13 protein-coding genes and 1 pseudogene are annotated in these 14,953 nt (G+C 62.7%); 12 read left to right on the top strand and 2 right to left on the bottom strand.

All coding sequences use genetic code 11. The features are described from left to right. Nucleotides 1-2: 2 nt before the first annotated feature. The 10 genes and pseudogenes from ACVOMB_RS04385 to ACVOMB_RS04340 form a co-directional block, all read left to right on the top strand. Nucleotides 3-1,109 (top strand): annotated as a pseudogene (locus tag ACVOMB_RS04385) (glycosyl transferase family protein); the annotation flags it as partial. Between the two features lie 45 nt (nucleotides 1,110-1,154). After that, a complete protein-coding gene (locus ACVOMB_RS04380) occupies nucleotides 1,155-2,147 on the top strand; it encodes a cyclic di-GMP-binding domain-containing protein, MshE-related (protein WP_481530120.1) in 993 nt (330 codons plus the stop codon). After that, on the top strand, nucleotides 2,144-4,285 hold the full coding sequence (locus ACVOMB_RS04375) for a bacteriophage N4 adsorption protein A (RefSeq protein WP_481530052.1): 2,142 nt from the start codon (nucleotides 2,144-2,146) through the stop codon (nucleotides 4,283-4,285). Before ACVOMB_RS04380 ends, ACVOMB_RS04375 begins: the two co-directional genes overlap by 4 nt. A 14-nt stretch (nucleotides 4,286-4,299) precedes the next feature. Then, entirely contained in the window at nucleotides 4,300-5,004 is a 705-nt protein-coding gene (locus ACVOMB_RS04370) for an alginate O-acetyltransferase AlgF (protein ID WP_481530051.1), read from the top strand. 47 nt (nucleotides 5,005-5,051) lie between these two features. Further along, nucleotides 5,052-6,026, top strand: coding sequence for an alginate O-acetyltransferase AlgX-related protein (locus ACVOMB_RS04365; RefSeq protein ID WP_481530050.1), 975 nt, complete (start codon nucleotides 5,052-5,054; stop codon nucleotides 6,024-6,026). Next, the gene (locus tag ACVOMB_RS04360) at nucleotides 6,023-7,165 is read left to right on the top strand and encodes an alginate O-acetyltransferase AlgX-related protein (RefSeq protein ID WP_481530049.1); all 1,143 of its coding nucleotides are present in this window, start codon (nucleotides 6,023-6,025) and stop codon (nucleotides 7,163-7,165) included. Before ACVOMB_RS04365 ends, ACVOMB_RS04360 begins: the two co-directional genes overlap by 4 nt. 1 nt (nucleotide 7,166) lies before the next feature. After that, entirely contained in the window at nucleotides 7,167-9,062 is a 1,896-nt protein-coding gene (locus ACVOMB_RS04355) for an HAD-IIIC family phosphatase (protein ID WP_481530048.1), read from the top strand. Beyond that, complete coding sequence (locus ACVOMB_RS04350; RefSeq protein ID WP_481512217.1) at nucleotides 9,059-9,304, top strand: acyl carrier protein; 246 nt, start codon at nucleotides 9,059-9,061, stop codon at nucleotides 9,302-9,304. The genes ACVOMB_RS04355 and ACVOMB_RS04350 overlap by 4 nt, the downstream gene beginning before the upstream one ends. A 45-nt stretch (nucleotides 9,305-9,349) precedes the next feature. Then, nucleotides 9,350-10,945: an MBOAT family O-acyltransferase gene (locus ACVOMB_RS04345; RefSeq protein WP_481530047.1), complete on the top strand. Its 1,596-nt coding sequence runs from the start codon at nucleotides 9,350-9,352 to the stop codon at nucleotides 10,943-10,945. A gap of 51 nt (nucleotides 10,946-10,996) precedes the next feature. Beyond that, nucleotides 10,997-11,404 (top strand): VOC family protein, encoded by a 408-nt coding sequence (locus ACVOMB_RS04340; protein ID WP_481530046.1) that lies wholly within the window; start codon nucleotides 10,997-10,999, stop codon nucleotides 11,402-11,404. 27 nt (nucleotides 11,405-11,431) lie between these two features. On the opposite strand, the gene ACVOMB_RS04335 is transcribed toward ACVOMB_RS04340, so the two are convergent. Together ACVOMB_RS04335 and ACVOMB_RS04330 are read right to left on the bottom strand one after the other, a co-directional pair. Next, nucleotides 11,432-12,427, bottom strand: coding sequence for a DUF4434 domain-containing protein (locus ACVOMB_RS04335; protein WP_481530045.1), 996 nt, complete (start codon nucleotides 12,425-12,427; stop codon nucleotides 11,432-11,434). A gap of 295 nt (nucleotides 12,428-12,722) precedes the next feature. Further along, the gene (locus tag ACVOMB_RS04330) at nucleotides 12,723-13,085 is read right to left on the bottom strand and encodes a hypothetical protein (protein WP_481530044.1); all 363 of its coding nucleotides are present in this window, start codon (nucleotides 13,083-13,085) and stop codon (nucleotides 12,723-12,725) included. A 423-nt stretch (nucleotides 13,086-13,508) separates the two neighbouring features. Here ACVOMB_RS04330 and ACVOMB_RS04325 point away from each other — a divergent pair, with 423 nt between their 5' ends. Together ACVOMB_RS04325 and ACVOMB_RS04320 are read left to right on the top strand one after the other, a co-directional pair. Beyond that, nucleotides 13,509-14,048, top strand: a complete 540-nt coding sequence (locus ACVOMB_RS04325) for a fimbrial protein (protein WP_481530043.1) — start codon at nucleotides 13,509-13,511, stop codon at nucleotides 14,046-14,048. 77 nt (nucleotides 14,049-14,125) lie between these two features. Then, nucleotides 14,126-14,851: a fimbrial biogenesis chaperone gene (locus ACVOMB_RS04320; protein WP_481530042.1), complete on the top strand. Its 726-nt coding sequence runs from the start codon at nucleotides 14,126-14,128 to the stop codon at nucleotides 14,849-14,851. Nucleotides 14,852-14,953 lie beyond the last annotated feature (102 nt).

Genomic DNA, 14,953 nt, shown 5'->3' with positions numbered 1-14,953 from the left:
TCATGGACTCCGTCTACTGGAACATCCAGCTGGCCAACTACTACGCGGGGCTTGAAAAGGCCGCGGTGGTGTTGGCCGTGCTGATCCTGTTGTCCAGCCTGGACGATCTGTTCATTGACGTGTGGTACTGGACGCGGCTGGTATGGCGCAAGTTGACCGTGCTCAAGCGATCCTCGTACCGCCCACTGTCAGCCACGGATCTGCTTGCGCGCGACCAGCAGCCGATTGCGATCATGGTGCCCGCCTGGGCCGAGTACGACGTGATCGCGCAGATGGTGGAAAACATGATCGACGTACTCGATTACCAGGAGTACGTTGTATTTGTCGGCACCTATCCCAATGACAACCACACCATCGCCGAAGTCGAACGCATGCGTCGGCGCTACCGTCGCCTGCAGCGGGTGGAAGTGCCGCATGACGGTCCGACCAACAAGGCCGACTGCCTGAACTGGCTGGTGTTGTCGATCTTCGACTACGAAAAGCGCAATGGTATCGAGTTCGCCGGCGTCGTTCTGCATGACAGTGAGGACGTGCTGCACCCGCTGGAGCTACGTTTCTACAATTACCTGCTGCCGCGCAAGGACATGATCCAGCTGCCGGTGACCTCGCTGGACCGCGAGTGGTATGAGCTCGTGGCCGGCACTTACATGGATGAGTTTGCCGAGTGGCATGCCAAGGATCTGGTGGTGCGGGAAAGCCTGTCCGGCACCGTGCCATCGGCAGGTGTGGGTACCTGTTTCTCGCGTCGCGCGCTGTTGGCCCTGAGTACCGAGACCAACAACCAGCCGTTCAACACCGACAGCCTGACCGAGGATTACGACATCGGCGCGCGCTTGGGACGCATGGGCATGCAGTCGATCTTTGCCCGCTTCCCGGTGGAGTTCCGGGTGCGGCGCCCGTCGTCGTGGTTTGGCTGGGGTGGTGCGCGCGAGCGCAAGCTGAGCATGGCCTAGTGCGTGCGCGAGTACTTCCCCGACAACTTCCGCGCCGCCTATCGGCAGAAGGCGCGCTGGGTGCTGGGTATCGGTATGCAGAGCTGGGAAACCCTGGGCTGGGGCGGCAGCCCGGCCAACCGCTACCTGCTGCTGCGTGACCGCAAGGGCATCATCACTTCGTTCGTCAGCATCCTGGCCTATCTGCTGTTTGCGCAGCTGATGTTGTTTTGGCTGCTGAAGGTGACGGGTGTGTGGCAGATGGAGTTTCCCACGGTGTTCCAGGCGGGCTCCTGGCCCATGGCCATTGCCCTGTTCACCACCGCGGCATTGGTCATGCGGGTGCTGCAGCGCATGTATTTCGTCAATCGCTTGTACGGGTGGGAGCACGCCGTGATGTCGGTGCCGCGCATGATTGTGGGCAATGTCATCAACTGCGCAGCCACCGCCCGGGCCTGGCGCCTGTTTGCCGGCTATCTGCTGTTCGGCAAGCGTCTGGTCTGGGACAAGACAATGCATGACTTCCCGACCAACACCCAGCTGGTGCAGATCCGTCGGCGGCTGGGCGAACTGCTCAGTGTCTGGCAGGCGGTGGAGCCGGAGCGGCTGCAGCAGGCGCTGGACCAGCAGGAGGGAGGACGCCAGCAACCGCTGGGCCGCATCCTGGTGGCGCAGGGCTGGCTGGATGACGAGACCCTGGCAGAGGCGATCTCCTTCCAGGAAGATCTGCCGCGCGCCGCTATTGATGTGGACTATCTGCAGCAGGGGAATTTTCTGCTGCCGGTGGATGCCTGCGTGCAATGGCGCGTATTGCCGCTGCCCAGTGCCGCACCGGAGGCCATGCGCCTGGCCGTGACCAGCACGCTGCCTGACAACGTGCTGGAGGCACTGGCAAAAACCGCAAAGGTCGAGCGTGTTGAACAGTTCATTGCCCGCGAAAGCGAGATCAATGCTGGTCTGCGCCTGATCTGTGGTTCCGATTACCGGATCGACGCGGTGCCGCTGCTCGGTGATCTGCTGGTGGAAATGAAGCTGATCACGCGCGAGCACTTCCAGGCCGCGCTGGACGAGTATCGGCCGCACCGTGATGGCCGTATTGGTGACTACCTGGTGCGCCGCGGCGTGGCCAGTGAGCAGGCCATTACCACCGCTGTGGAAGAACAACAACGACGTGCGCGCGAAGCACGTCTGCATCCGGACGTGTTCCTGGCATGAGCAAGAAACTGTTGAAACCCCTGGTTGCCCTCGTGCTTGCCGGTGCCGGTGCCTGCGCGCCGGCGATGGCCGACGAACTACCACTGTCCGGCGCCGCCTATCGCAATGCCGAACAGGCCTATGCGGCGTATGCGCGTGGTGACTATGACGAAGCCGTCAGGCAGGCACGTGAAGCGCTGCGGTTGCGGCCGGACCTGACCACGCTCAAGGACCTGCTGCGCACTGCGGAGCAGGCCAAGCGCGCGGCCAGCGGCGTGCCTGTGCCGCCGGCACGCGTGCAGGCACCCAAGCCGGCTGTGAGTGATACGGCACCACGCAACAAGCAAGCCGATCGCGCGCAGCAAGCCTGGCAGGCCGGCGACGCCGCGTACAAGGCCTATAACAGCGGCGCGTTCGAACAGGCCGCCACCCTCGCACGGCAATCAATGACGCTGGGTGCTGACAATGCCGCGCTGCGTACCTTGCTGGTGTACGCATTGGAGAAGCAGGAAAGGTTGGACGCGGCCGTGGATGCCGCAGCCGCAGCGGTAAGCGTGTTCCCGGACGATACGACGTTATCGGCCCTGCTTGATCGACTGCGACGTCGCCAGGCGACCGTGCCTGCGGCTGAAGCCTGGCGCGCATACGAGCGCAAAGACTATGTGGGAGCGCTTGAGGCTGCGGCACGGGCCATCCAGCTCGCACCTGATGTGGCGGGCTACCGCTATCTGCAGATCACCTCGTTGCTGGAATTATCGAAGCTGGTCGAAGCGCGGCAGGCAGCGTCTGCGGCGCTGGACCAGGACGAGCTGGATGTGCCGGCGTTGTCGATGCGCGCCTACGCCGCCGCGCGCAACGGCGACAAGGCCGCTGCTGACGCCGACCTGGAGTTGGCGTTGGCCCAGGATTGGTTGCCTGAGGAACAGATGGCCGTGCTCAAGCGCATGGCGGGTGAGATCCGCAGCGCGCCGGACCGCATGCCGGCGCCACGGGTGTTCTGTACCGGCGAGGGTGAGCAGATGATCTGCAGTGTTGCCCTTGGCGGCGGCGCGGCGGTGGGCAGCCCTGCTTACATAGCGGCTGACCAAGCCTACAAGGCCTATGCATCCGGCCTGTATCGTGAGGCTGCGGCTGCAGTGGGCACTGCGTCGGAAGCCGAGCCGGACAACATCGCCTACCGTGTGCTGCATGCTGATGCATTGGCGATGAGTGGCCAACAGGCGGCAGCCCGCACGCAACTGCAGCCGCTGCGCACACAGGTGCTGCCTGCTGACCAGATGCTCGGTGCCGGTTATGCCGCGCAGCGTGCCTATCGCAACGACTGGGCGGCAACGTGGTTCAGCAAGGGCGTGGACGCCATCGACGAGGGCCAGCTGAGCCAGGATCCCAAGGTCCGCCGCAACCTGACCGAGGCGATCTCCGACCTGGAGCGGCAATGGGGTTTCAACGCGGCGCTGGGCTACGGCACGGTCGGAGTGATGAACCCTGCGTTCGCCCCCTCACTTTCTGCGCGCAAGACCCTGCAGGCCAGCCAGGAGGTGTTCTGGCGTCCGCCAGTGATTGGCAATCGCAACGGCGCCCGCGTCGAGCTGTATGCACGGATGGGCCAGGCCCTGTACGACGGCACGGGTGGCGCGACCGGCATGTCGACCAACCAGGCGGTGCTGGGTGCGCGTTGGAAGCCGTTCCGCACGCAGAATGTCGTCGTCGCGGTGGAGCGCTTCCTGCGTGCCGGTGACAACAGCCGCAATGATTGGCTGCTACGTGCGGCATGGTCCGAAGGGCGTGGCGGTGGCCTGCGCCAGGACGTCAGGAACTGGAACTACTGGCAGGTGTATGCCGAAGCTGATCGCTTCACCGAGCACCCGCAGACGCTGGGTACGCTGGATGTGCGCTACGGCCGCGCGTTCCGCATGGACCAGGCCAGCCCGCGGCTGGTGCTTGTGCCTTACGCCGGTGTGAGTGGTGGCTACGACAACCTGCTGGCCCGCGAAGGCACGTTGGGAATCGGGCCTGGTGTGCTGGCGCGCTACTGGTTCCGCGGTGACAGTCACCATGCCGAGCGCTCCTTTGTCGAACTGAACCTGCAGTATCGCCTGCGCGTGGCCGGGGACGACCGTTCCAAGGGCATGTTTGCCGGTCTCTATTTCTCTTATTGATCCAGGAGTAACGCATGCCCGTTTTCAAAGGCGTGATCCATTGCGCCGTCCGCTGCTCGATCTGGATGGCCATAGTTCTTGTGCCGCTGCAGGCCGCCGCGTCACCGGCAGGTTCTGCGGCGCGCGATGTCGCGCGGCTATACGCGTTGCCACCGGAGGGCTCCATCTATGTACGCGTTGCCAACGCCCAGGCGGCACCGCTCAGCGTGCAGGTGGGTGAGGGGCGCGGCGAGCAGGTTTCGGCCGGTGGCAAGGTTGCAACCGACTACTACGTCCAGCCTGGCGGCCAGCCGTTCCGCGTGCGCGTCAATGGCAAGCCGCTGCAGGTGGCGGCGCCAGCACCGGCCAGCGGCTTTGTGACCCTGCTGGTTGGCGTCGGTGCCGGTGTGCGGGTCGTGCAGGACCCGCAGGCCACCGGCAATACCGGCTTGAAGGCGGAGCTTGCGCTCTACAACCTGGTGCCCGGCTGCAATGCGCGGCTGGAGCTGAGCTCTGGTGACGTGGTGTTGGCATCGGTAAGCGAGGCAAGCCGTGGCACGCGTGCGATCAACCCGGTGCAGGCGACGCTGCTGGCGAAATGTGGTGCGCGTGCGTCCGCGCCGCTGCAGCTACCAGCGCTGAAGGCCGGTGACCGTTACAGCCTGTTCGTCACCGGTACTGCCAACGCGCCGGTGCTCAAGGGGCAGGCTGCACGCACAGAACCCTATCGTGCACGTTGAGCATGTTGTTCAACGCAGACGATCGTAATTCACAGGAAGAAGATTCAATGCCGAACACGATTCGATTCCTGCCACGACTGGCCAGCGCACTGATGGTGACGCTGTTTGCGACCAGCGTGGTCGCCCCGGCCTCCGCGCAGGCGGTGCTGGTGGGCAAGGACAACTGGCTGTTCTACGCCGGTGATGATATGGGCCAGGCTGGCACGGCAGCAATGCGCGAGAACATCGCGCTGATGCGCGATGCCAATGATCTGCTCAAGGCCAAGGGGATTGGCCTGGTGGTGGTGGTGGTGCCGTTGAAGGCACGCTTCGGCCAGGGCAACCTGCCTGATGGCAGCGCGATCAGTGCAGCCGCACAGCCGCGCTATGCCGCCGCGCAGGAACAGTTGAAAGCCGTAGGCATCGTCAGCGTCGATCTGATGCCGGCGTTGACTGCCGTCGAGCAGAGTGGGCAGGGTGCGTTCTTCCGCAAGGATTCGCACTGGACGGCCTGGAGTGCGGAAGCTGCAGCGGAGGCCACCGCAGGCGTGATCCAACAGCATTGGACGCTTTCCGGCGAGGCTGGTACCGGCAAGGCGCTGGGGGATTGGATCAAGGAGCGTCGGTTCAGTGACTTCACCGAGCTGATGACCACCGCGCAGCGCAAGGCGGTAGGTCAGGAGATCTACACCGTACGCAAGCTGGTTGACCAGGGCGGGCTGCTGGATGATGACGTAGCGGTGGTGCAGGTCATTGGCAACAGTGCGGTGCAGCCCTATCTGGGCTTCCCGCAGATGCTGTCCAACAAGCTGGACCGGCCGGTTGGCCTGACCTGGAAGTACGGCAACTTCGGGCCGTGGTCGGTGTTGTTGGAGTATCTGGAGTCCGATGTGTTCGCGCAGCACAAGCCAGATGTAGTGGTATGGCAGCTCAACGAGTCGCAGTTGCTGTTCGGTCCGGATGTGGCCGGGCAGTGGGATGCCTCCGCGCTGCTTGCACCGGCAGCATGGCGCAACCGGGTGCAGGCGGCGTTGGCCAAATGAGCGGGCAGCCAGTGCAGGAACCGACAACAGACGCACAGCAGCACCCGGCCCATCGCCGCGTCGCTGCCGTGTGGTTGGCATTGATGGCTGTGGGCATGGCATACGCGGCCGTGCAGCTGAAGGGAACGGACGCAGTGCCGGCGTTCAACGCCAGCAGCGCATGGGTAGGGAAGGCCGCGCGCGGCGTCGAGGAAAGTCTGCAGCTGCCGTTCAAGGAGCCATTGGAAACGGCCGATGCCGCGTGGCGCTATCGCATGCTGGGGCAGCTGGGGCCGCAGGTGTTGCAGGGTTGCCCGGGCTGGCTGTTCTACGCCGACGGCCTGCGTTCGCCGGCCGGTACCGATCTGGCGCAGGCCCAGGCCGTGCGCGTACAGGTAATGCAAAAGGTTGCTTCTGCGCTGCGCGAGCGCGGCGTGCAACTGCTGGTGGTGACCGTGCCGGACAAGTCACGCATCGCCACCCAGCAGTTGTGTGGACTGTCCCGTCCCGCGCCCAGCCAGATGCAGCTGGAGGGCTTCGTACAGGCGCTCGATGAAGCCGCTGTCGCGCATGTCGATCTGCGCCGGACGCTGGCCGAAGAGACCTTGCCGCTGCCGTACTACCGCACCGACGTGCACTTGGACCAGGCCGGCGCTGAGCGAGCCGCGCGCGCGGTCGCTGACACGGCCAGGCCGCTGCTGGGTGGTGAGGGGACGCAGCAGTACACCATCTCCGAAGCTGCCAGCGAACAGCCACGCATGGGGGATCTGATCGTGCTGGCAGGCTTGGAACGTGCGCCTGACGGTTGGCGCCCAGCGTTGGACAAGGAGGTGCCGCAAACGATTGAAATGGTCGCAAGCGGCGGCCTGCTGGATGACGGCCCGACGGCGCGCATCCTGCTTGCAGGCAGTTCCAATTCCCGCCGCAGCAATTTCGCCGAGCAACTCGGCCGTCATCTGCACGAACCCATCCTCAACCAGAGCCGCGATGGCGGGAAGTTCGCCGACGCGGTGCTGGACGTGCTGAAGACACCCTTGCCGGATGGCCTGCAGCTGGTGGTGTGGGAGCTCTCGGAAATGTCGCTGTTGCAGCCGCTGTCAGCGCTGGAACGCGAGACGGTAGGCATGCCAAGCGCCGCCAACGCTTCACAAGGACACTGAAATGCCTGCAATGAACTGGTTGCCGAAATCGACCGATTGGGTAAAACGTCTGGATGCGGCCACGCGTGCTGACGAGGTCCGTTGGGATCTGCTGGTTGGGCTGGCCAACGAATCGCTGGACTTCCTCCAGGTAGCCAAGCTGGACAAGCGCGTGTTGGGTGCGTTGCAGGATGGAAAGCTGCAGGTGGCGGACAGCGCCTGCGTGCGCGTGGCGGTACTCGGCGCGTCCACCCTGGAGCACCTTGCACCGGGGTTGCGCATTGCAGCGATGCGTTGGGGCATGCAGGCCGAGATCTACTTTCCGGATTACGCCCAGTACTACCAGGAGTTGCTGAACCCCGGCTCAGGGCTGCATTCGTTTGCGCCGCAGGTGGTGGTGTGTGCGATGGACCCGTGGCACCTGCTCGGGCAGGGCGTGGCGCTGTTGACCCGGCAGGAGGCCGATGACCGGATCGCCGCTGTGGTCGCGCAGTTGCGCGGCGTCTGGAAGCTGGCACGCGAGGCATTTGGTGCGCAGGTCATCCAGCCCAGCCTGATGCCGGTGTTTCCGGTATTGATGGGCAACAACGAGCACCGCTTCAGTGGCGTAAGCAACGCGATGCTGCGGCAGATCAACGCAGCGCTGCGTACTGCTGCAGACGAAGAGGGTGTGGACATCCTTGCATTGGATGACGCCTGCCAGCGTGACGGCCTGGGTGAGTGGCATGACGCTCGCCTGTGGCTGCGTGCCAAGCAGTACGTCTCTCCGGCTGCAGCGCCGATGTTCGGCGAACTGGTCGCGCGCCTGGTTGCGGCGCGGCGCGGCGCTACCGGCAAATGCCTGGTGCTGGATCTGGACAACACCTTGTGGGGCGGCGTGATTGGTGATGATGGGCTGGAGCGCATCGTGCTCGGCCAGGGCAGTGCGGAGGGCGAGGCTTTCATCGCGTTCCAGCGTTATGCCCTTGAGCTGTCCCGGCGCGGCATCATCCTGGCGGTCTGTTCCAAGAATGACGACAGCAACGCCCGTTTGCCCTTCCAGTCGCACCCGGAGATGGTGCTGCGTACCGACGACATCGCCTGTTTTGTCGCCAACTGGGACGACAAGGCCAGCAACCTGCGTTCGATTGCGCAGCAGTTGAACATCGGGGTGGATGCATTGGTGTTCGCCGACGACAACCCGTTCGAACGCAACCTGGTCCGTCGCGAGCTGCCGATGGTACGCGTCCCCGAACTGCCGGAGGACCCGGCGCTGTATGTCGAATGTGTCGCCGGTTCTGGTTACTTCGAATCGCTGGCGCTGACCGCGGAAGACCGTGAGCGCGCCAGCCAGTACCAGGCCAACCAGCAGCGTGAGCTGCTGCGGGGCAGCCAGGGTGACCTGGCCGGTTACCTGGCCAGCCTGGCGATGGTGCTGGAATGGGCGGCCTTCAACGCCACCGATCAAGCCCGCATTGTCCAGTTGATCAACAAGACCAACCAGTTCAACCTCACCACCCGCCGCTACGGCGATGCGGAGGTCGAGCAGCTGATGGCAACGCCAGGGGCGGTGCTGTTGAGCTTGCGCTTGTCCGATACGTTTGGCGACAACGGCATCATCTCGATCATCGTCGCACTGCCAAGCCGGGAGGCAGACGCGGAGTGGATCATCGATACATGGCTGATGAGCTGCCGGGTGCTGGGCCGGGGCGTCGAACAGGCTGCGTTGCAGGTGCTCGTCGAACAGGCGTGCAAGGCCGGCGCCAAGCGCCTGGTGGGACAGTTCCGGCCGACGGCAAAGAACGGCATGGTCGCCGCACATTACGAAAAGCTGGGCTTCTCACTTCGCTCGCAGGATGAATCCGGCAGTGATTGGGTGCTGGAACTTGAACAATTCAAACCGGGGGATGTCCCCATGCAGATCAGGAGCAAGCAATGAACAACGCGGAAATTCTCGCCATCCTCCAGGAAACCCTGCGTGATGTTTTCGACGATGAGTCGGTGGTGATCACCGAGGCATCCAGCGCAGCCGATTTTCCTGCCTGGGATTCGCTGAGCAACGTCAACATCATGGTCGCCACCGAGATGCGTTTCGGCGTGCGCTTCAAGGCTTCGGAAGTGGAGGGGCTGCGCAACATAGGTGAGCTCATCGCGCTGATCCAGAAGCAGAAAGGCGGTTGATCCAACCCGGCCGGGCCACAAGCCCTGCCTCAACGAAGCGAAGCCATGCTGTTCAATTCACTCCCGTTCCTGCTGCTGTTTCTTCCCATCGCTTTGGGCGGCTACTACCTTGTCGGCGGTATTCGTCCCAGCTTGGCCGCGATATGGCTGAGCGTGGCATCGCTGGTGTTTTACGGCTGGTGGAACCCCACCTTCGTCGTGCTGTTGATGGCGTCGATCGTATTCAACTACCTGCTCAGCCTGGTGATCCTGTCCACCGAGGACAGGCCGAAGCTGCAGTTATGGGTTCTGGGTTTTGGCATCGCGGCCAACCTGGCCGTGCTGTTCTACTACAAATCCTTTGCAGCGCTGCTGGGCGTGCTGGATGGTTGGGGGTTGGTCGCGCACAGCACCAGCGACATCATCCTGCCGCTGGGCATCTCGTTCTTCACCTTCACCCAGATGGGCTTCCTGCTCGACTGCCGTGCTGGCGTGGTGCGCGAGCGTGGCTTTTCTTCCTACGTGCTGTTCGTGACCTTCTTCCCGCACCTGATCGCAGGGCCGATCCTGCATCACAAGGAAATGATGCCGCAGTTCGCCGACCGCGCGAACTATCGCTTCAAGGCAGAGAACCTGAGCGTGGGCGGCGCGCTGTTCGTGATTGGCCTGGCCAAGAAGGTATTGCTGGCCGACAACATCGCGCCATGGGCCGAGACAGGCTTTTCGGCGCCGGGTGATCTGCAGCTGTTGGGCGCGTGGAGTGCCGCGCTGGCCTATGCGTTGCAGCTGTACTTCGATTTCTCCGGCTATTCGGACATGGCGATGGGCCTGGCCAAGATGTTCGGCATCCGCTTCCCGATGAACTTCAACTCGCCTTACAAATCGACAGGCATCATCGAGTTCTGGACGCGTTTCCACATGACGCTGACGCGCTATCTCACCGCATACCTGTACAACCCGGTTGCCTTGGCCATTACCCGCGCACGGGCGCAGAAGGGGCTGCCAGTGGGCCGCAAAGCCACTGCAACCCTGCGTGGTTTCTCCAGCATGGTGGTGTTCCCGACGGTGCTGACGATGGGGCTGGCCGGCGTCTGGCATGGTGCCGGGCTGCAGTTCCTGATCTTTGGCCTGCTGCATGGCAGCTACCTGGCGATCAATCACGCTTGGCGCCAGTTCGGTCCGGCCCCGCTCGGCACGGTTGCACGCGGTTGGCATCGTGTTGGCTATGTACTGCTCACCTTCCTGTGTGTCGTGGTGGCGCTGTTGTTCTTCCGGGCCAACAGCACCGCTGATGCGTTCCGCATCCTGGCGGGCATGATCGGCTTGCATGGCATGGAGTCGCTTACGCCTGTGCTGTTCCCGCTGCAGGCAATGTTTGCTGGCAATCCGGACTGGAGCAGCGGTGATCTGCTGCGCATGCTGTTCGAGCGTTGGGCCTCGGGCCTGATGATTGCGACGCTGCTGGCGATCGTGTGGCTTGCACCGAACTCCAACCAGATCATGGGGGCCTATTCGCCCGCGCTGGAAGGATCGGCGCCGGCACCGCGTGCATGGATGCGGTGGCGGCCGAACCTGGCTTGGCTGGTGCTGACCTTGCTGGTGCTCGCCTATGCGATGTTGAACCTGGACAAGACCGCTCGCTTCCTCTACTTCCAGTTCTGAATCCGGCAATCGGACCGGTTGTTTTCCCATTTCTGTCGCAGGTGACCCGCAATGCTGGAAAAACTTGGCTGCACCTTTCATCACATTGGCGTTGCTTGCAAGGATTTCGCACTGGAACAGATGGTGTGGGAGCAGCTTGGCTACCATCAGGAAGGTGAGGAATTCGAGGACCCGGTACAGCGGGTGAAAGGGCGCTTCCTAGTTGGGCCGGGGCCGCGCTTGGAGCTGCTGGTTCCAACCTCGGCCGACTCGCCGGTGCAGGGTGTGCTCAGCCGACGCACACGTATGTATCACCAGGCGTTCGAGGTGAAAGATTTCGATGTGGCGTTGGATGCGCTGGAAGATGCTGGCGCACGCCGAACCGCTGAGCCGGCCGCAGCAGTTGCATTCGGTGGCCGCCGCATCGTTTTCCTTTTCCTGCGCAACGGGCATCTGCTGGAACTGATCGAAGCCGCCTGACCGCTCTTGCTGTGCGCTCTGGCAGCGCTATAAACCCCAGGCTCGCCGCAGCGCTTTGGCCTGGGGCGTGTCCTGTGAGAGCCAGGGCTCCAGTGCATACACCAGCACATTGCCGGCACCGCTGGCGCGAGCCCAGTCCAGTTGCTGCTGTACGCGGGCGAAGTCGGCGCTCTCAGCGTGGAACTGGCTCCCGTCGCCTGCTGGCGGCGGCAGCTGGCGGAACAGTTCGACGATGGCATCAAAGGCCACGCCGCGTTGCTTGAACAGGGCCAGCAGCGGCGCCAATGCTTGGTGGTTGTCCTGGCCGGCCACGCCAATGCCGTCCTGCACCATCGGACGCAGGGTTGTGCCATCAAGCACGTGTTGCCATAGGCCGACCAATGTCCCCTCGGTCTGCAGGCGGCTGAAGTAGGTGGATATGGCGCAGTCGCCACCGCGCGCGATCGTCGCTTGCTGCATATCGTGCAGCCAGCCAACCAGCAACTGCAAGCGTGCAGGTTCGGCCCAGTGGTATTGCTCCAGCTCGTAGGGCAGGTACCAGCCGGCGAAGCGCCGCTGTCGGCTCAGGCTGCTCAGGTCCAGCCAAGCGCGGGCGCGCTGCAGGCTGTCGGCAAAGAAGTCGCGCAGCTGTGTTTCATCGGCACTGATCACCTGCCACCAGCGTTGCTCGAACGGCAAGCCGACGCGCACGTTGATGTTGGCATGGTCAGCGGCGTTGAACAGCATTGCAAAGCTGGTGTCGGACAGGTGCCAATCGCCTTCCGCGCCGCCGAGGATGCCGCTCCACTGCACTACCAGTTGGCGGCAACCAGCGCGCTGGGCCAGCGCCATCGAGCGTTGCCAGTCCGCGGCGGTCCAGTTCTGGTGGTCGCGCCAAGGCTGCAGGAAGGTGCCATCCACTTGTTCTGGTAGCGAGCAGCCAGGTAGTCCGGCCAGCGCCGCCAAGGCTGGGATCAGCACAGCGGCCTGCAACAGACGCCGACGGTTGTGCGAGACGGCGGTAGCGAGTGGGGCGGCGGTCATGGGTACGCAGGCACCTTAATCAGGACCCGCACATGATCCCAGAGCGTGCCTCCGTTGTGGTGCATGCGTGGATGAAGCAGGTGGGCGGTTCAGCAATGCGTGACCGGCTGCCATCTGCGCGTCTTCCCTTGGCGGAGGCGCGATCACGCTGGTCGATCTGGCGCGTGAGCTGTGGGCAGACTGATGTGCTCTGGTCGTCGATGTCACCGGTTGCGACTCACCTATCGGATGGCCATGGATAACGGGTACGGAGCCCGGCAGGTCTCTTCTGACCTACCGGGTACTGTTGGGACTGTCACGGGTAGGTGACCACTACCAGGTAGCCGCCATTTCCCGGTTGGTCGGGGCGAGCCTGCAGCGCATAGCTCTGGGAAAAAACCCGCGCGTGTGCTTCGCCTGCATGTGCCACCAGGCCAATCTGCTTTTGATAAGCGGCCAATTTGATGACATCGCCTGTAGCCAGGGTGGACACCTCCAGTTGTGCGCCTTGTGCAGACATCGGGCAGCTATCCAGGTTCAGCTGCTGCTGATCATGCGCGAGCCCAACGTTGCAGCCCGAATCAATGATGCGCCCTGCGAAGCGAATGGTGCCCTGGCTGGCATGGCTCATGGATGAGAGAGAAAGCAACGCCGCACCGAACAGGAGAAAACGAATCATGGCCGTACTCCGCGTTAGGGAGCTTGAGTAGGCGCTTGGGAGAAGCAGAGCAGAAGAGGCAACATCGCGTTCTGCTCGTACACATCACGCACGTTGAGTGATCAAGATCAAATCGCTATTGAACTGCGGCAGAGGAAATTCCTGACTGGTCGACTGTGTTGAATGAATTCCGGGTACACGGAAGCTGCTGCACCCGCTGCGTGCGCAGAAGTCATGCGAAGGCCTGCTGGATATTTTGCTGGGACGGCCAATTGGCAATTTATGTGGAGAGCATCACATTTGTTCCTGATAACTTTTCGTCCAGTGCTCGAACCGCAGTTGTCGAGTTCTGCTCGGGAAGCGAGTCAAGGACTGAGTGTTGCTTCGTTGAATTCCTTGCTTGCCCCGTACCCACTTCTACTTAATCAGGGCAAGGTAATCGCAATGCGCAACGTCAATATCATCGCAGTACTCGTACTGGCCGCAGCTCCACTCGTTGCCAGCGCTACAGACGGCACCATCACTTTCAATGGCGAGATCACCGATAAGACCTGCACCGTTTCTACCCCGCAGGGCAAGGATTTCACCGTAACGCTGCCGACAGTGGGTGCCAATGCGTTGGCTGCCAGTGGACAGGTTGCTGGTCGCACGCCGTTCTCGATCAACCTGACACAGTGCGATACAGGCAATGTGGCGACGTACTTTGAGCCGGGCGCCACAATCGATGCAAGCAGTGGTCGTTTGAACAATACAGCCACCGCCAACGGCGCAACCAAGGTGCAGCTGCAGCTGCTGGGCAGCAATAATCTTGCGCTGGCGGTGACGGCTGCTAGCGCGGGCCAGTCACAGACCAACTCGCAGTGGGCGACGGTTGCCGCGGATGGTTCGGCAACCTTGAACTACGCCGTCGAGTACTACGCGCAAGGTGCTGCTACACCGGGTGAAGTATCCAGCAGCGTGAAGTACACGATCATCTACAACTAAGAGAAGTTGTCGGCACCCTCGGCCGGTGATGTGTCCGGGCGAGGGATTTTGTTCCGCGGATAGAAGCAGCGGCAGCGATGAAATTACTTTTCCCCAGAGCACTGCTCGGCGCAGCGTTGATGGCGTCATGTTGTCCGCCGACCGTGGCGGGCGTGGTAATCAGCGGGACGCGCGTTATTTACCCCGAGCAGGTGCGGGAAATAACTGTTCAGGTAAACAATGTCGGCGAGGCGCCCTCGCTGGTGCAGGCATGGATCGACAGTGGCAGCCCCGAGCAGACGGCAGAGAACAGCGATGCGCCATTCTTGCTTACGCCGCCTATCGCCCGTGTCGAGGCGGGACGCAGTCAGGCGTTACGGGTGATTTTTACCGGTGCTGATTTGCCGAAGGATCGCGAGTCGTTGTTCTGGTTGAACGTGCTGGATGTGGCGCCCTCGCCGAAAGAAACCGGGGAAGAGCAGAACTATCTGCAGGTTGCTTTCCGTTCGCGGATCAAGTTGTTCTATCGCCCCAAAGGGTTGCCGGATGCCGCCAACGATGCGCCGCCGAAGCTGCGTTGGAGTTGGTCAGGTGGAAAGCTGCGGGCAGACAATCCGACGCCTTATTACGTGACGTTGGTTGAGGTGTATGCGGTCAATGCCAGCACAGACAAGGTCATTGAAGAGAAGGGAAAAATGGTAGGCCCCAACCAACAATTGGTGCTGGATGCCGGCGGCCCCATGGGCAAGGTGCGCTTCATCACCATCAACGACTACGGCGGAAGGGTAGAGGGCAGTGCCAGTGTGATGGCTGGCCCTGAGTAGCAGCTCGATGGATTGAGCGTGTTCGCGGTTGCGATAGTTTTGAAGGAAGCCGGTGTGATTGAGAGCAGGTTGTCGTCATCAATTCGGAGATCAATCGTCGGT

The organism is Stenotrophomonas sp. STEN018, assembly GCF_056760235.1.
Note: the sequence above shows the minus strand (reverse complement) of the source record. Positions and strands in the feature narration are given on the sequence as shown.